Genomic DNA, 18,878 nt, shown 5'->3' with positions numbered 1-18,878 from the left:
CGAGCCAGGCAAGGCGCACGCTAAAATCGGTGTTCCGGGAATGGCCGTCTGCAGGGTGGAAGGACATGGACAACCAATTGTTTGCGTACAGCCCGTTGCCGGAGCGCCCGCCGCTGCGCTGGCCGGGCGGGGCGCGGGTGGCGTTCTACCTCGGCCTCAACATCGAGCATTACCGGATCGACAAGCCGTCCACCAGCATCTTTGCCGGCACCGCGGCGCTGGTGCCGGATGCGCTGAATTACGGCTGGCGCGACTACGGCGTGCGCGTTGGCCTGTGGCGCATGCTGGAGGCGATGGACCGCCACGGCGTCCGCGCCAGCGCGCTGGTCAATTCGGCCGTCTGTACGCACTATCCGCAGATCATCCGCGCCGGCATGGAGCGGCAGTGGGCGTGGATTGCGCATGGGCGCGACAACTCCACGGTGCAGGCCGGGATGACGCGGGAGGCGGAGCGCGCCTACCTGGTGGAGGTGGTGGAAACCATCGCCAAGGCCACCGGCCGCCGCCCGCAGGGCTGGATGGGACCCGCGCTCACCGAGAGCTTCGAGACGCCTTCGCTGCTGGCCGAGTTGGGCCTGGGCTACACGCTGGACTGGACCAACGACGACCAGCCCTACGAGTTGGCCGTGCCCGGCATGCTGAGCGTGCCGTACTCGATCGAGTTGAACGACGTCACCATGTTTGTCGTCAAGAGCTACACCGGACCCGAGTTCCAGCAGGCGGTCTGCGACCAGCTCGACCAGTTGCATGCCGAGGCAATGGCATCCGATTCCGGCCGGGTGATGGCGCTGGCCGTGCATCCCTTCAGCACCGGCCAGGCCTTCCGCCACAAGTATTTCGAGCAGGCGCTGGCCTATGTCACCGGCCACGAGGGCGTGTGGCTGGCCACCAGCGACGAGATTGCCGCGGCCTGGCGGGAACAGCGCGGAGTGGCCGCGCCTGCAGTACCGACGGATACCAACCCGGCGCAGCCATGACCAGGGGCGCTGCCGAGGAATTCGCCCGGCTGCGGGCCGAGTTCCGCGCCAAGGGCTACGTCGGCCGGGTGGGTTTCGGCACGCGGCCGGCGCTGCTGGTGGTCGACCTGATTGCCGGTTTCACCGACCTGCGCTCGCCGATGGCCAGCGAGCTGGGCCCGCAGTTGCAGGCGACCGTGGCGTTGCTCGATGCTGCACGTGGCGCCGGCGTCCCGGTGCTGTTCTCCACCATCGCCTACGCGCCCGACCTGCACGACGCCGGACTGTGGCCGCGCAAGATTCCCTCGCTCGGCTGGCTGCAGGCCGACAGCGAGTGGGTGCAGGTGGATGGCCGGCTGAAGCAACGCGCCGACGAGCCGACCGTGGTGCGCAAGCACGCTTCCGCCTTCTTCGGCACCGACCTGGCCGCCCGGCTAGATGCGGCTCGGGTCGACACGCTGCTGATCGCCGGTTGCACCACCAGCGGTTGCGTGCGCGCCAGTGCGGTGGACTCGTGCGCGCATGGCCTGCACACCATCGTGGTCGAGGAGGCGGTGGGCGACCGCGCGCTGTTGCCGCACCAGGCCAGTCTGTTCGACCTCGACGCCAAGTATGCCGACGTGGTCGACCTGGCTGAGGCCCTGGCCTACCTGGGCAAGCTCTCGCCTATCCGGTGATGCCGGTCTCATTTCGGGAATAGTCCGGCGCAGCCCGCTCACCATCCACTGACGGCGACTGGCCGGCTGGCGTCGCACCCTTCGCGCTTCGGGGCAAGTTCGCAGCTGCGGCGGCGCTCTGGAAGGGGAGTCCGCGGGCGGCGCGGAAATTGTCGACATGGTGGATTCACGCAATACTTCCCGCTCCCCGCCATACGGCCTCAATGGAATGCCGACATGACCAAGCTCCCGCTCCTCGCAGGCCTGCTCCTGGCCGCGCCGCTGTTTGCCTTCGCCCAGTCCACCCCGCCGGGCGCCGGCGACGCCCAGCTGCAGAAGCGCGTCGAGCGCGTGCTCGCCCGCACGCCGCTCATCGATGGCCACAATGACCTGCCGGGGGCGATCAGCATGGGCTTCGGCAACGTCGGCAACATCGATCTCTCCGCCGACACTTCCAATCTCCAGGGCAGGACCTGGGGCGGCGGCATGGGCAAGGTCTCGCTGATGACCGACATCCCGCGCATGCGCAAGGGCCAGCTCGGGGCGCAGTTCTGGTCGGTGTTCATCCCTGCCACGATCACCGGGCCGGAAGCGATCAAGCGCACGATCGAGCAGATCGACGTCGTGCGCACCATGGTCGACAAGTATCCCAAGGACATGGAGATGGCTTACACGGCCGACGACATCGTGCGCATCCACAAGGCCGGGCGCATCGCCTCGCTGATCGGCGTCGAGGGCGGCCATCAGATCGACAACTCCATGGCGGCACTGCGTGCGTATTACGTGCTGGGCGCGCGGTACATGACCCTGACCCATGCGCGCACCACCGACTGGGCGGACTCCGCCACCGACACGCCCAAGTACGGCGGCCTGAACGAGTTCGGCCGCGCCGTGGTGCATGAGATGAACCGCCTGGGCATGCTGGTCGACATCAGCCACGTGTCGCCGGACACCATGCGCGCGGCGCTCGAGGTCAGCCAGGCACCTGTGATCTTCTCGCACTCCAGCGCGCGTGCGCTCGACGACCATCCGCGTGACGTGCCCGATGACATCCTCGCCTTGGTGAAGGCGAATCACGGCGTGGTGATGGTCAACTTCTACCCGGTATTCATCTCGCAGGCCGTACTCGATTGGGAAGCCGAGCGGGCCGGGGCCAAGGCGCGCTTCGATACCCAATACCCGGGCCAGCCCGAGCGCGCCAACGCGGCGCTCGCCGAATGGACCCAGGCGCATCCGGCGCCGCGGGCGACGCTGGCCCAGGTTGCCGACCACATCGAGCACATCCGCAAGGTGGCCGGCGTGGAGAGCGTCGGCATCGGTTCGGATTTCGACGGCATCGAATCCACGCCGGTCGGCCTGGATGCGGTGGACAAGTACCCGGCACTGTTCGTTGAACTGGCGCGCCGGGGATGGAGCGACGACGACCTGGCGGCCCTCGCCGGCAACAACCTGCTGCGCGTGATGCGCCAGGCCGAAGCCGTGGCCAAGCGCCTGCAGGCCACCGAAGCGCCATCGCACGCCACGTTGACCGCAGCCGCCCAGACGTCCGGCGCGACCGGCTGAACCCAGACGCCTGCTTCCCTTGTGATCCCGGTGTATGTCCTCGTCGTCCCCCAGAAGCGATGTTCAACGACCGAAGGGCTGGCCACGCGGGAGGTGCTCCACAACGGCGAAGCTGGTCATCCGGCGCCTTTCGTGACTCGGGGACGACCTTGCATCGTGGTCCGCGGGTGCGCAATGACGGCGGTTGAAAACGAATACCAGGGAGATCGGGAACGCCATGACCAATCGCAGGGATTTCCTCAAGGCGTCGCTGCTCGGCGCTTCGGTACCGCTGCTGGCACGCAGCGGCAAGCTCGTTGCAGGACCCGAGCCGCAGGGCGCGCCAAGCACCGTGGCGCGGGTGGTCTCGACCTGGGATTTTGGCGTCGCCGCGAACAAGGCGGCGTGGACGATCCTCGGCACCGGTGGCCACGCCCTGGATGCGGTGGAGAAAGGCGTGCAGGTCCCCGAGTCGGACCTGAAGAACCACAGTGTCGGCAAGGGCGGCTATCCGGACCGCGACGGCCACGTCACGCTTGATGCCAGCATCATGGACGCCGACGGCAACTGCGGGGCGGTGGCCGCGCTGGAGAACATCGAGCATCCGATCAGCGTGGCGCGGCGGGTGATGGAACGCACGCCGCACGTCCTGCTGGTCGGCGAGGGCGCGCTGCAGTTCGCCATCGAGCAGGGCTTCAAGCAGCAGAACCTGCTGACGCCCGAGGCCGAGGCGGCCTGGCACGAGTGGCTGAAGACGGCGCATTACCAGCCCGCGATCAACAGCGAAGTGCGCGACTACGGCAAGTCCGGCGGGGCCGGTATGGGCATGCCCGGTGGCGCCGGCAACCACGACACCATCGGCATGCTGGCGATCGATGCGCAGGGCCGCCTGGCCGGTGCGTGCACGACCAGCGGCATGGCCTGGAAGATGCGCGGCCGCGTCGGCGACAGCCCGATCATCGGCGCCGGCCTGTACGTGGACGGCGAAATCGGCGGTGCCACCTCCACCGGCGTCGGCGAGGAAGTGATCCGCAACGCCGGCAGCTTCCTGGTGGTCGAGCTGATGCGACAAGGCCGCTCCCCGCACGAGGCCTGCAAGGAGGCGGTGCTGCGCATCGTCAAGCGCCGCCGCGAGGAGTCCAAGACCATCCAGGTCGGCTTCCTGGCCATGAACCGCGCCGGGGAAGTCGGCGCCTACGCGATCCAGCATGGCTTCAGCTATGCCGTGTGCGACGCGAAAAAGCAGGATGGCCTGGTGCCGGTCGACAGTGTCTACGAGACGAGCTATTCCTGATCGCACCGTACGCGAACAGCACCCCTCACCCCGACCCTCTTCTCGACGAGGAAGCCGTCAGGGGAGGGAGAGCTGCGTGAACCCTTTCCCCGTCAAGGCTCAACCCGCGCGAATGCGTCCCGGGTGAGGTTCTCGGGCGCGCCTTCGGTGCATGCCACGTCATCCTCGATGCGCACGCCGCCAAACTGGCGGAAGTGCCCGATGCGTACCCAATCCAGGTCGCTCGCATAGGATTGCTCGCGGAGCTCGGCCAGCAGCATGTCGATGAAGTAGACGCCAGGCTCGATGGTCACCACCATGCCCGGCTGCAGCGTGCGGGTCATGCGCAGGTGCGGATGGCCTGTCGGTGGCTCGATGCGCCCGCCCGTCTCGTCCCGCTGTTGGCCGGCGACGTCGTGCACCTGCGCACCGAGCATGTGGCCCAGGCCGTGCGGGAAGAACGCGCGGCTGACACCGCACTCCACGGCGCTTTCCGCGCTCATGCGGAAGAAGCCCTGCTGGCGCAGGATACCGGCAAGCACCAGGTGGGCGTGCAGGTGCAGCTGCGCATAGTCCCGTCCGGCACGTACCTTGGCGACGAAGCCCTGTTGCGCCGCATCCACGGCATCGACCAGGGCCTGGAATTCCCAGGCCTTGGTCGCTGCATGGGTGCGGGTGATGTCGCTGCCGTAGCCGGCGCAGCTTGCACCGGCGTCGATCAGCAGCGAATGGCTGCGCTCCGGCGCGGCCCGGTCGAAGGCCGAGTAGTGCAGGATCGCGCCGTGCGCGTTGATGCCGACGATGCTGGCATACGGCAGCTCCGCATCGATCTGGCGCGCCGCGGCGAGGTAGGCGAGATGCGTGTCCAGCTCGCTGCCGCCGGTGCGGAACGCGTGCTCGGCGGCGCGGTGCGCGCGCGCGCCGATACGGTTGGCTTCGCGCAGCAGCTCGAGCTCGTACGCAGTCTTGCTGCTGCGCTGCCAATTCAACGCGTCGAGTACCCCGCCCAGGTCCGGATCCGCCGCGAAGCCCTGCGCCGCCGCGTCGGCGACGATCACTGCGTTGTGGCCGGCCGGCAGCTGCGCGAGGGCCTCGGCCGCGCTGGGCACGATGCAGAGCTCGAACTCGCGCGTCCAATAGGCGTCTGGCGTCTGTGGCACCACATGCCAGTAGTCGCGTGGCTGGACGAAGACCAGCCTGGGCCGGCTGCCCGGCGTATGCACGATCCAGCTGCCGGGGGCGTCGGTGAGCGGCAGCCAGTGCCGGAACCAGGGGCTGGCGACGAACGGATAGTCCTGGTCGTCGAGGAACTTCAGCGGTGGCAGGCCGGCGCCGATCAGCAGGTGGTCGTAGCCGGCACGCGCGAGGACCTGGTCCGCGCGTGTGCACAGCGTGCGCAGGTGGTCGGGATAAAGCGTGTCGAGTTGCGCGGACATGGCGGTTTTCTTGTGTAGCGAGGGGAACGGCGGACGATCGGTCGAAAGGGCATTATCCGCCCGGCCGGTGGAAGTGCAGGCTTTGCACCTGCGTCTGCAGGTAGCGCTCGCCGTACTCCGTTCCGTAACTGCAGAGCTGGAGCAGGTGGAGATCGGCCTTTCCCGGCTCGAGCCAGCCGGACAGGTTCCAGGCGCACCGGCGCTGCGCCGACCAGCCGCAGAGCGTCACGCTGCGCAACGGTGGCATCGGCGCCATCCAGTCGGTGAAACCGCGGAGCTCACCCGGGACGTGTTGCGGATGGATTCCGCCTTCGTTCCAGGTGCCGAGGACTTCGCCGTGCTCCGTTACTTGCAGTTCCAGTCGCATCCTGGGCTCGCCCGAGGCCATGGCCCAGTTGCCGGACAGTGGATGGTCCGCGGCGATGCCGCTGCGTCCGTCGGGCCTCGCGGAGGGAAGGTCCGGCTTGGTCGTAGCTTCGTAGCCCAGCTTGTCGAGATGAAAGCCGAGGCGGTGCAGCGGCGTGTCCGAGGTTGAAACGACCAGGTTGTGCAGCAGCGTCATGCGTCCGTCCGCCGCCGTGGGCATGAGTTGGCCGCACAGCCCCGACACCCAATGGGTACCGTCCTCGTCCACCGGCTCATCGAGCTGGCGCCAGCTGATGGCCAGCGCCATGGCCCGGCCCCATCCCGGCGCGGTTGCGCCGGGCTCGATGAAGCCGACGACGGGATAGTCGCCGCTGGCTCCGGTCGTGGAGCGGTAAAGGCCCCTGAGCCAGCCGCCCGCGCCGGCCTCGAGTCGCATCAGCGAACCGAATTCGTTGCGCCATGCGCTATCCGTGAACATGGGCCGGTAGGTCAGCGATGGTGGTACACCGCGGTCGCCCGGTCCCGGGTCAGGTAGCCGTTCTTGATGTCCGACTCGATCGCCTCGGGTTTCCGCTTCGCCGGGTCGCCGTAGCCGCCGCCATTGGCGGTGACGATGCGGATGACATCGCCCTGGTCGACCTGCAGCACGTCGGCGATGGCGAAGTCCTGCGCTTCGCCGTTGGCGCGGATCACCCGGATGTAGTTGGACGATCCTTCCAGGCCGCCAGCCATGGCCCATGGCCGATGCTTGTTGCGCGAGTACGACGCGGTGAGGAAGCAGCCGTCGCTACGTACCCGGTAGTCGAGGACGATGCCCTTGCCGCCACGGAACTCGCCTTCGCCGCCGGGCTCGTCGTTGAGCGACAGCTGGTCGACATAGAGGCCGTAGCGGGACTCGGCGATCTCGGCCGGGCAGTTGAACGTATCGCCATGCATGGCACTGAACATGGCGCTGTTGCCGTCCGCGGCATGACTGGCCCCCCAGCCGCCCACCTCGGGCTCGATGATGCTGAACCAGCGGCCGGTATCCGGGTTGACCCCGCCGATCAACGTGCCGCAAATGCTGGAGAAATGCCCGCACGGCAGCGCATCGTGCAGGTACGGCGCCAGGCAGCGCCAGAGCAGGTCGTACAGGCGGATCCCGACTTCGTAGTAGATGCCGACGGCCGCCGGTGCCTTGGCCGCAAACACCGTACCTTCCCGGGTCCGCAACTCGATCGGGCGGAACGTGCCGCCGTTGGCGACCCCGTTGGGATCGGTCACGTTCTTGAACAGCATCTGCACCGAAACCATGCTGTCGTCGCGGCTGACGTTGTTCGGGCCGCTGTCCTGCGCTGGGTTGTCGCTGAGATCCACGACGAAGCGGTCGTCGCTGATGTCGATGGTGGCCTTGTAGGTCACGCCGCTGTCCTGCTCTTCCTCGATCGTGAAGCGGCCCTTGGGCAGCCTGGCGAGGCCCCGGCGGGATACCGATTCCCCGTAATCCATGAACTGTCCCATCGCTTCCAGGAACAGCGGCTTGCTGTATTTTTCGACCAGGCCCTGGATGCGCTTGGCGCCGATGCGGATGGCGGCGATGCCGGCCCACATGTCGCCTTCCAGGAGGGCGGGCAGGCGGCTGTTTGCCTTCATGATCGCGAACACCGGTCGCAGCAATTCCCCGCGCTCGAAGAGCTTGATGGCGGGGTAACGTATGCCTTCCTGGAAAATCTCCTTGGCATTGGGCGACAGCGACCCCGGTACCGCACCGCCGATGTCGGTCCAATGGGCGATGTCGGCCGTCCAGGCGACAATTTCGTCGGCCGCGAACACCGGCATCAACAATACGGTGTCGTTCAGGTGGGTGACGCCGCCGAAATACGGGTCGTTGGTGATGAAGATGTCGCCGGGGTAAATATGCTCGCGCGCATGGGCTTCGATGATGGCCTTGACCGACTTGTCGAGCACGCCGACGAAGCCGGGGATTCCCGCACCGCTGGACGCCAGGTTGCCGTGCGCGTCGGTGATGCCGGTACCCATGTCCAGCACTTCGTAGATGATCGCGCTCATGGCCGTCTTGCGCATGGCCGCGAACATCTCGTCGGCGATCGACTGCAGGGAGCTCTGGATGATCTCCATGGTGATCTGGTCGTCGGCCCGGTGGCTTGCGGGCCGCCCGGCATTTTCCCGCGCCGGCATGGCGCCGGCCGCCGCGATTTCTTTGTCGATCTTGTTCATGCCGCCACCCCGCTGATCTCGATATGCAAGTTGCCGTAGTCGTCGACCGATACCCGGTTGCCCGGATGGATGAGCACGGTCGTGCCTGAGGTCTCGACGACGGCGGGACCGGCAAAGTTCATTCCCGGCTCGAGCAGCACGCCATCGTAGATGGCCGCCTCATGCACGCCCTGCATGTCGTAGTCGACCTCGCGCGGAGCTTTGCGCGCCGCGGCGAGCGTGCGGCCGGTCACCGCCAGCTTCGCCGGAGTGAGTTTGCCGACGTCGACCAGGGCCACCAGGTGCAACCCGACCAGCTCGACCGCCGCGTCCAGCCGGTAGGTGTATTCGTGCTCGTAGGCGACGTGGAAGGCGTCGACCAGCTGCCGCATGCCGGACGCGTCGAATGCGCCATCCGGCAAGGCGACCTCGACGTGGTGCTCCTGGTTTTCGTAGCGCAGTTTCGCGTAGCGCAGGAACCTTACCTGCTGCCGGTCGAAACCTTCGGCAGCAAGTTGCTGCAATGCCGTAGCCGTCATCTCCCCGAGCCATTGCTCCATGTGGGGCGCCTGGGATGCCTCCAGGCTGGCGACCCGGGTGACGAAGTAGTCGCGGCGCAGCTCGCACATCAACATGCCCCAGGCGCTGAAGACGTCTGCCGCATAGGGAATCACCACCTTGTGGATGTTGAGCTCGGTCGCCAGGGCCACCGCATGCATCGGGCCACCGCCGCCGAACGCCACCAGCACGAAATCCCGCGGATCATGGCCGCGATTCATCGACACCAGCTTGAGGGCGTTCACCATGTTGTTGTTGGCGATGCGCACGATACCCCGGGCGACCTCCCTCGGGGTCATGTCCAGGCCGGCCGCCAGCTCGGCGAAGGCGCGGTCCACCGCGGGCAAGTCCGCGGTGATCGCGCCACCGCAGAAGAAGTTGGGGTTGATCCTGCGCAGCAACAGGTTCGCGTCGGTCGTCGTCGCCTGCGTGCCGCCGTTGCCATAGGCAGCCGGCCCCGGGATCGAGCCGGCCGATTGGGGCCCGACGTGCAGCTTTCCCATCTCGTCCAGCCAACCGATGCTGCCGCCGCCGTTGCCGATTTCGACCAGGTCCACCACCGGCACCATGATCGGGTAGCCGGCGGATTTCTCGTTGCGCTCGATCCAGTAGTCGGTCAGGATCTTGACCTGGTGGTTCTCGATCAGCGAGCACTTGGCGGTGGTGCCGCCGATGTCGATGGCCAGCACGTTGGGCTCGCCGATCAGGCGTCCCAACTCCGCGGCCCCCCAGAAGCCGCTGGCCGGGCCGGATTCGACCATGGTGATGGGGATCTCCCGTGCGTGCTCGATCGAGTCCACTCCGCAATTCGATTGCATCACGTAGAAGGAGCCGCGAAAGCCGTCCTCGTGGAGTCCGCGCTTCAGGTCCGCGAGGTACCGCGCCGCTATCGGCTGGACGTATGCAGACAATACGGTCGTGCTGCTGCGTTCGTACTCGCGCCACTCGCGGATGATCTGGTGGGAGGCCACCGCGGATACCTCCGGCCACAGGCGGAGTACTTCGTCCAGCACCTGCTTTTCGTGTGCCGCGTTGGCGTACGAGTTCAACAGGCAGATCGCGACGGCCTGCACGCCTTCGCGGCGGAAGTCGTCGATGATGGCTGGCAGCGTGGAGAGCTCGAGCGGTTCGCGTTCGCTGCCGTCGGGCGCCAGCCGGCCGGGGATTTCGCGGCGCAGGTAGCGCGGCACGAAGGGCTCCGGCTTGCGGTAGGAGAGATTGAAGAAATCCGGCCGGTTGCCGCGTGCGATCTCGATGGAGTCGCGAAAGCCCAGCGTGGTGATGAACCCGACCTTCGCCCCCTTGCGCTCGGCCAGCGCATTGATGACCACGGTGGTGCCGTGCACGTGGAAGGCAATGTCCGCCGCCTGGACTCCGGCCTTGCGGATGACGTTCAGCACGCCTTGTTCGAAATTGGGCGGCGTGGAATCCGTTTTTGCCGTGACGATGTGCCCGCGGCCGGTGTCTTTGTCGGTGTAGAAGCAGACCAGGTCGGTGAAGGTGCCGCCGATATCCGTGGCGACGTGGATGGCGTTGTCGATGCTCATGTGTGATTCCAGGCAAAGCGTGCCGGGCGGGGCCGGCGGCACACCGCCCGATACGGTGTGCCGGGCCGATTGGCGTGAAGGTCAGTAGGCTGTCGTTTCGTCTTGTGCGCCGCGCCTATCTAGAAAAAGTTGTAGCGGAAGTCGATGCCGTAGCTGCGTGGCTCGGCGATCTGGGTGAAGCCGCCCAGTACGTATTCGGCGTTGTACCGAGTGTTGGTCGCGTTCTTGGCCCATAGCGTTGCGGTCCACTTGCCGTCCCAGTTGGAGATGCCGGCCCTGAGCCCCAGCAGCTTGACGGCGTCGCGCTGGGTGCTGTCTTCCGGATCCCAGTACTGCGGGCCGATGACCTGGTAGTCGACGCGGAACAGGCCGTTGAGGCTGTTGCTCAGCGTCGGCGAATATTGCAGGCCGACATCCGAGGTGTACCGCGGGGTATAGGGCCCGACGTTGCCGACGTCATCGGGGTTGAGGGTGTAGCGCTTGATCTTGCTCTGGGTATAGCCGTAGTCGCCAAACAGCGTCAGGTCGTCGACCACGCGGTATTGCGCGCTGAGCTCGTAGCCCTGCAGCTTGACCTTGTCGATCGTGGCCAGCACTTGCGCGCCGAGGTCGCCGACGAAGACGAAATACAGCTGGTTGCGATCCTGGGTGTCGAATACGTCGCCGTGGATTTCCAGCCGGTCGTCGGCGAGCCGGCTCTTGAAGCCGAGTTCGGCGGTCTTGGCGGTTTCCGGCTGGTACTCGTCGGAAACGCCGGGTACCCCCACCGTGGCCGCCAGTGCGCCGGTGCCGCTCTGGTTGAAGCCGCCGACGCGGAAGCCCACGCCGTAGCTGCCGTACAGCGTGAAGCTGCTGTCCGGCTTGTAGGTCAAGGTGAACTTCGGTTGGCCCTTGCTGAAGGTCGCGCGGCGTACCTGGCCGGAATTCGGATCGAAGGCTACCGGCGCGGCATTCAGCTGCCTGTGGGTGTTGCGGTCGTAGCGCCATGCCAGGTCGGCCTCGAGTTGCGGGGTGAGGTCGTAGGCCACCTGCCCGAATACCGAGGCGGTGTTCTCGGTGTTGTGGTCGGCAAAGAATGCGGTGGTGGGGCTGATGCTGTCGGCCGGGGCGGGAAATTTCTGCACGTGGGCAATACCCAGGCCCAGGTCGAGCCCGGTCGTGGTGGACAGGTAGGTACGGGTATGCAGGTACGAGGCGCCGGCGATCCAGCGCAGGCGTTGGTCGGAAGGCGAGGTGAAGCGCAATTCCGCCTGTTCGGCGTTGGTGTCCACGTATTGGTTCTGCGTCCCGTCCGTTCCTGGGCCGAGAGGGGCATTCGCGGAAATGGCGGGCGTGTATGGGAGGTTGTCGCCGTCGTAGTACTCGTTGATGTGGTCGAGGGCCACGACCGAGGTCAGCGTCCCGAAATCGGTCCGGTAGTCGCCCTTGGTCGAGAAGTGCCCGAGTACGCGGCGGTCGTAGCCGGGATTGTTGGAAGTGATCGGTATGGAGGTGTCGTTGGCGTCGTCGATGCCGAAGAGCGGCTGGAAGACGTATTGCAATGCGTGGCCGATGCTGCGCGAGTAGTTGGCCTGCGTGTCGAGGGTGAAACGGTCGCCCATGTCCGCGGTCAGGCGGGCGCGCAGGCCCTGGTCCGTCACGCCGTCCACGGGCTTGCGCAGGTAGGTATTCTCGATGAGGCCGCCGAAGTAGTCGTCCATGCCGGCTACCAGGTAGCGGACGCGGCCGTTGCCTATCGGGCCGCTGAGGCTGAACGAGCCGCTCCGGCTGTTGCCGTTGCCCACGCCCAGTTGCACCCAGGCTTCGGGAGTGGCCGATGGCGGCTTGGTGGTGATGAGGATCGCGCCGCCGACCGCGTTGCGTCCATACAGCGCGCCTTGCGGGCCCTTGAGCACTTCGATGCTCTGGATGTCGTACAAGCCCTGGTTGAACTGGTTGGGGCTGACCTGCTGTACTCCGTCGACGACGGTGGCCACCGGCGGTTGCCCGTTGCGTACCTGGCTGATGCCGCGGACGGTCAGGAAGTCGGTGCCCCGGTTTTGCGCCGCCACCATGCTCACGTTCGGGGTCAATTGAACGAAGTCTGCCGGTGACTGGATGCCGGCATCGATGATCTGCTGGCTGGTGAAGGCGGTGATCGCGATCGGCACGTTCTGTATGGATTCGGAGCGTTCGCGCGCCGTCACGGTGATGGTTCCGAGCGTCGTGCTGTTCTTCGCGTTCGGCCTGGAGCGCTTCGTGTCGCTGTCCTTCGCGGCGGCGGTGGCGGTGGTTTGCCCAGACTGGATTTGTCCCGCGGTGTCGGTCCCGGAGGGTGCAGCGATCGCCTGCTGGGTCAACGCCAGTGTCCCGCACAGCCCAAGGGCGATGCCGAGGCCGAGCCGGGTCAAGCCCAACCCAGGTCGTGCCAGTGAGGCGAGCCGTATTTCCCCGTGGCGTGATGGGCGACGTTGGGACGACAAGTTCATTGGTGGTCCTCCGTGCGATGGGCAGGCGAATGGCGCTACCCCCATAGCAGTAGGACGACCACGCGGAATTGTCTATTGACGTTGCGGGTAGGGATGGCAGGTGCCGGGGCTTCACCTACCCACGTGGGTAGGTGCGCCTCTCAGCCGACGTCGGGCTGCAGTGATTGTTCCTGTGCTTTGGAAATCGCTGCCGTGCGCGAGGTTACCCCGAGCTTCCGGTACAGATGCTTCAGGTGGAATTTCACGGTGTTGTCGGAGAGCCCGAGTAGACGGCCAATCGACTTGTTCGAGCATCCTTGGCAGAGGGCACGCAAGACCTCGAGTTCGCGGCTGCTGAGTTGCGTATCCGTCGCGCTTTGCCGCATGCGCAGCGCATGTTGGACATGCAGGAGAAATTCGCGCCGTGGACCCATCGCGGGCACCGTGCCGGTGTCGCTGAGGGCATCGTGGATGAGCGACTTGGCCGTGGCGCCCAATTGAAAAAACATGCCGACCGCATTTGCAGCCACGGCAAAGTCCAGTGCCCGCGAGACACGTTCGCTGGCCGCGGATGGATGCCCCTGGGCCTTCAATGCCACTGCCGCCAAGGCATCGAGCATGGCGGCGTGTGCGCGTCTCCCTTCGGCCGTGCAGCGCACGATCTCCGCACCGGCCAATTGCAATGCGCGGGCGTGCTGGGCGTTGGCGAGTGCATGGCGGATCAAGGCCAGGGTCCACGCATGGCGTTCGCGCCAGCTGGCACCAGAACGGGCCGCCTGCTGCGAGTCGGGCGTGGCGCGGGATGCCGGGACGCCGAGCCTGCCATCCTCCACGGCCTGATATTCAACCTGCCAGGCCTCGACCAGGTGTTCGAGCTCGCTGAGGCCGCGCACCTTCGCGTAAGTGCGTACGTGTTGCAGCTTGCTGAAGCCCTTCTGGGGTCCTTGCGTGGCAAAGGCGACGCGCACCGAGGTTTCGTAGGCTGCCGCATAGACGTCGAACCACCCATCCTGGTGCTCGATGACGTCCAGCGAGGTCTCGACCAGCGTGCTGGCCTCGGCCAGCCGTCCGCGGTCGTAGAGCAGCCGGGCCGAGAGGCTGTCGGCAACGGCCTTGAGCATGCTGTCGCGGCCGAAATTCGCTACGGCCATCTTCAGCGATTCGGCGAAGACATCTTCCGCACGTTGCCACTCGCCCTGGTAGTAGTGGCTCTGTCCCAGGTGGAACATGCAGTAGGTGGCGCCGACGATGCAGTTGCCGGCATGCATGTCCTCCACTCCGGCCTGGCTGTATTGCTGCGCCTTGGCGAACTCGGCGAGGGCGATGGCCTCCAGCGCGCATACCGCGTAGGCCGTGGCGCGGATGACATGGTCGTCGGCGCCCAGGGTCTGCACGAAGCGATCGAGCTGGAGCATTTGCCTGCGCCCGGAGGATTCGTCGAAATAGCTGCTGTCCAGGGCGCTGACGATCGTGTACTCGCGGCTGTATTTCCCGCCTGACGGTCCCAGGATGGCGCGGGCCTTGCCCAGGTACTGCTGCACGTCTGCCCATTGGCCACGCTTGATGCACAGGTACGCCCGCACGATCGACAACAACGGGTACTGATCGAATGCCGCGGCGGGAAACAGGCTCATCAGGTTGCTGACGAAACCGATCCCGCGGCTCATGATCAACTGCCAGCTGCCGGCCTGATCGATGAGGTCCACGGCGTAGGCGACGTCACCGGAGCGAACCGCCTGCCGCACCGCTTCGAGCAGGTCGCCGTTGCGCAGGAACCAGCTGGACGCGCGCAGGCGTAGCGCCCGTGCCCGCAGCGGATCGTGGACCTGCGCATGGTCGCGCAGGAAGTCTCCGAACAACGGGTGGAAGCGAAACCAGTCCCGCTGCTGGTCGATCGGTACCAGCAGGGCATCGAGATAGAAAAGCTGGCTCAGCAAGGTGGCGCTGTCGTTGCACTCGCGCACCTCGTCCAGCAGCGCCGGGCAAAAGCGCTCGAACAGGGACGCATCCAACAGGAATTGCCTTGCGTTTGGCGCCATGTCCGCCAACACCTGCTCGCTCAGGTAATTGGCGACTTCGGAGTGGCGACCGTCGAACTTGAGCAGCGGGCTTTCGCGCTCGGTGCCGCGCTGTATCCAGATGCGTGCCAGTTGCGAGATCACCGCCCAGCCTTCGGTGCGCGAGTACAGCGCGGCGTGTTCCGCCGGCGTCAGCACGCCGTCGAACAGCAATTCCGACTCGCTCGGCGAGAGCGTGAGGTCCGAGGTGCTCACGGCCTGGACCACGCCACGCGCTATCAGGGTGGAGAGGTGGATCGATGGCGAGGCCCGCGAGCTGATGGCCAGGTGCAGCTTGCTCGCCGGGTGGCACAGCAAGGTTTCGACGATCTCGCTGGTACCGGTCGACTCGGCCCGCTGGTAGTCGTCCAGGATGAGGACGACAGCCGATTCGCTGGCGTGGATCTTGTCGAGCAGGTTGAAGGCTATGGCCCGTGCCGGCGTTTCGAGCAGCACGTTTTCGGCGACGGCCTCGAGGGCGCCGACGTCCAGCCCGGCGACCTTGAGCGAGAGGATGACATCGGCGACGAAGCGCGACGGTTCGATGTCGTCCTCGTTCAAGGTCAGCCACGCCGCCGCCACGCCGGGTTGGCTCGCCAGCTGGTTGTACCACTGGGTGAGCAGGGTGGTCTTGCCGAAGCCGGGCGGCGACAGGACCAGGGTCAGGGCGTGCTCGCGCCATGCGGACAGGCGCCGCAGCAACGCCGCTCGCGTAGTCAGCGCGACGCGCTGGCCCGGCGGCTCGAACTTGCCGATCGAGAGGATGCTGGTCGTCAGTGCAGTCGACACGGTACCGGAAGCACCATACGGATCCTTGGGTGCTGATCAACGCGACGTCTGGTGCCAGTGACGCCAAGCAAGTGTGTCGTTGCCACCCTTTCGGGTAGTGCCCGGAACAGTATCTGCAAAAGCTACCCGGCGATGAGCTTTTTTTGGGTTCGCAGTGAGCACCATACTGCGAGTCCACTGCCCGAGCGGTCGAGTATATCAGTCGTGTGAAGGCGCCAGCGACGATTGCGGGGGAGATGTCCAAACGGAGAATTCGATGAGTGAGCCGGCAGCTGTCGAATCCGCGCAGGAATTCGCCCACAGCGCCGTACCGACCGAAGCCACCGGGTCGGCGCTCAAGGTGTTTTTCATCGTCTCCGGAGCCTGCTTCGGCTTGTCCGTGTTCATCCTGGCCTCCCTGGTGGTGTCCGGGCTCGGCCTGCGGGAAGCGCTGCTGGCCTTCGGTGTCGGGGCGGGGATCAGCGGGGTGTTGGGCGGCGTCAGCGTCTATGTCGGCGCACGGATGCGCATGTCGGTGGCCTTGCTGGCGCAGCGTACGTTCGGGTTCTGGGGCGGCCAGGCGGTCCGGGTGCTGCTGGCGATTTCCCTGATCGGCTGGTTCGCGGTGATCACCAGTCTGTTTGGCGCGACCACCACCGAACTGGTGCAGAAGATTTTTTCCGTCCATGTCGGCTCGGCGTGGGTCTCGGTGCCGTTGACCGCGTTGATAACGCTGGTGGTATTGAAGGGCGTCCTGGGCCTGGAGCGACTCGGCCAGGTGGTCGTGCCGTGCGCGGTGGTGATGCTCGTGGCTGCGGTGGTCATGACCTTGCACCAGGCCGATCTGGCCACACCGCTGGCTAGTGGCTCCGGGGCGCTGACGTTCGGCGATGCCGTTTCTGCCATTGTGGGTTCTTACATCGTCGGCATCGTGATCCAGCCGGACTACGGACGCTTTGTACGCCGCCCGCGACGGGCGGCGCTGGCGACTTTCGTGGCCTTGGGGGCGGTGTATCCGCTCAGCCTGCTGATGTCGGCCTTGCCGATGGCCTTGCTGCACGAGGACGACGTCATCCTCGCCATGGTCTCGCTGGGCATTGGCCTGCCGGCATTGCTGGTGTTTTTGCTGGCGGCATGGATGGATGCCTCGGCCAGCCTCTACTCCGGCTGCCTGTCGCTGGCCACCCTGTTCCCGAAACTGCGCTTCCGGATCGTGGTGGTCGCCGCCGGCTGCCTGGGGGCGTTGCTGGCCGTGCTCCATGCCGAGCAGTTCTTCATGTCGTTTCTCCAGGTCCTCAGCATCAGCTTGCCGCCGGTGGCGGCGGTGCAGTGCTACGTGGTCCTGGTGCCCTTGCGCAAAGCCGGATCGGGCCCGCTCGCCGGTCCAGGATTGGCGTGGGTCGCGGTGGCGGCGTGGATCGTCGGTGCCGGGGTAGGGATAGCGAGCAGTCGCGCCTGGTTCCGGCTCACCGACATCCCGGCCCTGGATTCGATCCTCGGCGCGTTGGCGGTAATGGTCTGCTTGCCGCCCCTGGCACTGCACTGGTTCCGGATGAAGCTTTCCTCTGGCCGCTCCGGTACGCCCAGCCGCGGCAACCCTCCGTCCTGAGCTATGGGGCCTGATTCAGCTTGGACAGCGCCGGGCCGATGAACGTATTCATAGTCCGCGCCGTCGGTCTGGCGCAGCGCGTTACGCGCCCCAGACCTCGCTGGCGTAGCGCACGAAATTGCCGCCCAGGATTTTCCCGATGCGCGCCGGTCCGTGGCCACGGGCGGCCAGCAGCCGGTACAGCTTGCGGAACTGGTCGGGGCCGCGCAGGTCGTCGACGAATGGATGGGTGTCCGCCCGCTCGCCGGGGGCGGCGATGCCTTTGGCGACGCGGTCTGCGTGCTCCTTGGCCAGGGCTGCTGCGTAGGCCTGGAGGTCGTCGATCGGCGTGATGCTGCCGTCGGTGCCGATGCCGACGTGATCCTCGCCGCAGACCTTGAGCGCATGTTCGATGTGGGCGACCACGTCGGCCGCCGTGGCGTGGCCGGTCGGGCTCAGGAAGGGCATGAAATAAATGCCGACGAAACCGCCTTTCTCGGCGACCAGGCGCAGTTCCTCGTCGGTCTTGTTGCGCGGCAGGTCGACCAGGGCGCGGCAGCCAGTGTGGTTGATCGAGATCGGCTGGGTGGAAGCGTGGGCAGCGTCCAGGCAGATTTGCCGTCCGGAGTGGCTGAGGTCGACCATGATCCGGTTCGCGTTGAGGCGTTCGACCACCTCGTGGCCGAATGCGGTCAGGCCGCGCCCCTCGGGCACGATGGAGCCATCGCCAAGCTGGTTGCGCACGTTGTAGGTGAGCTGGATCACGCGTACGCCGAGGTCGGCGAAGATGTCCACGCGCGAGGCGTCGTCGCCCATCTGCGCGGCGTTCTGGAAGCCGTAGATCAGGCCGATCTTGTGCTCGGCCTTCGCCCGCCGGATGTCGGCGACCGAGAGCACCTTGACGAGGTCCTGCGGATGCTGGCGAATCATCACGTCGTAGCGACCGATGTCGGCCACGGACTTCTGGAACGGTTCCTGTGGACCGGCGACATAGCCGAGCGTGCAGTTCACCGCCGTGACGCCGGAGGCGCGGGCGTCGGCCAGCATGCGCGGCGTGAGTGTCCACGGCCGGGCGTCCGGAAAATTCGGATCGCCGATGCCACCCAGCGCGTTGATCACCGTTAGCCCGGCAAGTGGGTCGCCGGTTGGACTGGGACTGTCTGCGTTGGCCAGGGCGGGCAAGGCAAGCGTGGCGGCGGAGGCCAGGGCTGCAGCTGAGGTCGCCAGGAATTGACGGCGGTTGAGGGGCATGGGTGTTTCCCGTAAGGACCGAGGCGACGCATCACTGTACGCAGCGGCTGGCCTGTATTCCAGCTGTACGTATTGGCGGCCCTGCATCGCCGTACAACTGGAGTGCGCCGCCGGACGCCCGCAGGGGAGTCGGCCCGGTCGAAGGCACTGGATGACCAGACATTTGTCTGTTGTAAAGCGCCCCCCCCCCCGCTTTCGCGGGGATTGGGAATCCTTCGCTGGAAGATGCTCCTGCCC

Annotated in this window: 12 protein-coding genes; 5 read left to right on the top strand and 7 right to left on the bottom strand. The window is 66.4% G+C overall.

The annotated features are described in order from the left end of the window. Nucleotides 1-65 precede the first annotated feature (65 nt). The 4 genes from AC3WJB_RS02625 (at nucleotide 66) to AC3WJB_RS02610 (ending at nucleotide 4,448) form a co-directional block, all read left to right on the top strand. Nucleotides 66-977, top strand: a complete 912-nt coding sequence (locus AC3WJB_RS02625) for a polysaccharide deacetylase family protein (RefSeq protein WP_492678427.1) — start codon at nucleotides 66-68, stop codon at nucleotides 975-977. Then, complete coding sequence (locus AC3WJB_RS02620) at nucleotides 974-1,633, top strand: isochorismatase family protein (protein WP_492678425.1); 660 nt, start codon at nucleotides 974-976, stop codon at nucleotides 1,631-1,633. The genes AC3WJB_RS02625 and AC3WJB_RS02620 overlap by 4 nt, the downstream gene beginning before the upstream one ends. Nucleotides 1,634-1,849: 216 nt before the next feature. After that, nucleotides 1,850-3,175, top strand: coding sequence for a dipeptidase (locus AC3WJB_RS02615; protein ID WP_492678423.1), 1,326 nt, complete (start codon nucleotides 1,850-1,852; stop codon nucleotides 3,173-3,175). A 217-nt stretch (nucleotides 3,176-3,392) separates the two neighbouring features. Next, a complete protein-coding gene (locus AC3WJB_RS02610; protein WP_492678421.1) occupies nucleotides 3,393-4,448 on the top strand; it encodes a glycosylasparaginase in 1,056 nt (351 codons plus the stop codon). 92 nt (nucleotides 4,449-4,540) lie between these two features. On the opposite strand, the gene pepQ is transcribed toward AC3WJB_RS02610, so the two are convergent. The 6 genes from pepQ to AC3WJB_RS02580 all read right to left on the bottom strand — a co-directional run bounded on the left by pepQ (nucleotide 4,541) and on the right by AC3WJB_RS02580 (nucleotide 15,823). Then, nucleotides 4,541-5,863, bottom strand: coding sequence for a Xaa-Pro dipeptidase (gene pepQ, locus AC3WJB_RS02605; protein ID WP_492678419.1), 1,323 nt, complete (start codon nucleotides 5,861-5,863; stop codon nucleotides 4,541-4,543). 52 nt (nucleotides 5,864-5,915) lie between these two features. Further along, nucleotides 5,916-6,665 (bottom strand): hypothetical protein, encoded by a 750-nt coding sequence (locus tag AC3WJB_RS02600; RefSeq protein ID WP_492678417.1) that lies wholly within the window; start codon nucleotides 6,663-6,665, stop codon nucleotides 5,916-5,918. 53 nt (nucleotides 6,666-6,718) lie between these two features. Then, nucleotides 6,719-8,446 (bottom strand): hydantoinase B/oxoprolinase family protein, encoded by a 1,728-nt coding sequence (locus AC3WJB_RS02595; RefSeq protein ID WP_492678415.1) that lies wholly within the window; start codon nucleotides 8,444-8,446, stop codon nucleotides 6,719-6,721. Next, complete coding sequence (locus tag AC3WJB_RS02590; protein WP_492678413.1) at nucleotides 8,443-10,530, bottom strand: hydantoinase/oxoprolinase family protein; 2,088 nt, start codon at nucleotides 10,528-10,530, stop codon at nucleotides 8,443-8,445. The genes AC3WJB_RS02595 and AC3WJB_RS02590 overlap by 4 nt, the downstream gene beginning before the upstream one ends. Before the next feature lie 119 nt (nucleotides 10,531-10,649). Further along, nucleotides 10,650-12,998 (bottom strand): TonB-dependent receptor, encoded by a 2,349-nt coding sequence (locus tag AC3WJB_RS02585; RefSeq protein ID WP_492678411.1) that lies wholly within the window; start codon nucleotides 12,996-12,998, stop codon nucleotides 10,650-10,652. Nucleotides 12,999-13,138: 140 nt separating this feature from the next. Continuing rightward, a complete protein-coding gene (locus AC3WJB_RS02580) occupies nucleotides 13,139-15,823 on the bottom strand; it encodes a winged helix-turn-helix domain-containing protein (RefSeq protein ID WP_492678409.1) in 2,685 nt (894 codons plus the stop codon). 256 nt (nucleotides 15,824-16,079) lie between these two features. On the opposite strand from AC3WJB_RS02580, the gene AC3WJB_RS02575 reads away from it, so the two are divergent. Continuing rightward, on the top strand, nucleotides 16,080-17,411 hold the full coding sequence (locus AC3WJB_RS02575) for a cytosine permease (RefSeq protein ID WP_492678407.1): 1,332 nt from the start codon (nucleotides 16,080-16,082) through the stop codon (nucleotides 17,409-17,411). Between the two features lie 81 nt (nucleotides 17,412-17,492). Here AC3WJB_RS02575 and AC3WJB_RS02570 read toward each other — a convergent pair whose 3' ends face one another. Beyond that, complete coding sequence (locus AC3WJB_RS02570) at nucleotides 17,493-18,641, bottom strand: dipeptidase (protein ID WP_492678405.1); 1,149 nt, start codon at nucleotides 18,639-18,641, stop codon at nucleotides 17,493-17,495. Between the last annotated feature and the right edge of the window lie 237 nt (nucleotides 18,642-18,878).

The sequence above is a fragment of the Rhodanobacter sp. FW510-R10 genome (assembly GCF_058781105.1).
The sequence above is the reverse complement of the archived record's forward strand: the minus strand, read 5'-3'. Positions and strand labels throughout refer to the sequence as shown.

Bases quoted from the DNA above. Each gene is read 5' to 3' on its own strand.
- AC3WJB_RS02625 (WP_492678427.1), top strand. From the start codon at position 66: ATGGACAACCAATTGTTTGCGTACAGCCCGTTGCCGGAGCGCCCGCCG.
- AC3WJB_RS02620 (WP_492678425.1), top strand. From the start codon at position 974: ATGACCAGGGGCGCTGCCGAGGAATTCGCCCGGCTGCGGGCCGAGTTC.
- AC3WJB_RS02615 (WP_492678423.1), top strand. From the start codon at position 1,850: ATGACCAAGCTCCCGCTCCTCGCAGGCCTGCTCCTGGCCGCGCCGCTG.
- AC3WJB_RS02610 (WP_492678421.1), top strand. From the start codon at position 3,393: ATGACCAATCGCAGGGATTTCCTCAAGGCGTCGCTGCTCGGCGCTTCG.
- pepQ (WP_492678419.1), bottom strand. From the start codon at position 5,863: ATGTCCGCGCAACTCGACACGCTTTATCCCGACCACCTGCGCACGCTG.
- AC3WJB_RS02600 (WP_492678417.1), bottom strand. From the start codon at position 6,665: ATGCGACTCGAGGCCGGCGCGGGCGGCTGGCTCAGGGGCCTTTACCGC.
- AC3WJB_RS02595 (WP_492678415.1), bottom strand. From the start codon at position 8,446: ATGAACAAGATCGACAAAGAAATCGCGGCGGCCGGCGCCATGCCGGCG.
- AC3WJB_RS02590 (WP_492678413.1), bottom strand. From the start codon at position 10,530: ATGAGCATCGACAACGCCATCCACGTCGCCACGGATATCGGCGGCACC.
- AC3WJB_RS02585 (WP_492678411.1), bottom strand. From the start codon at position 12,998: ATGAACTTGTCGTCCCAACGTCGCCCATCACGCCACGGGGAAATACGG.
- AC3WJB_RS02575 (WP_492678407.1), top strand. From the start codon at position 16,080: ATGAGTGAGCCGGCAGCTGTCGAATCCGCGCAGGAATTCGCCCACAGC.
- AC3WJB_RS02570 (WP_492678405.1), bottom strand. From the start codon at position 18,641: ATGCCCCTCAACCGCCGTCAATTCCTGGCGACCTCAGCTGCAGCCCTG.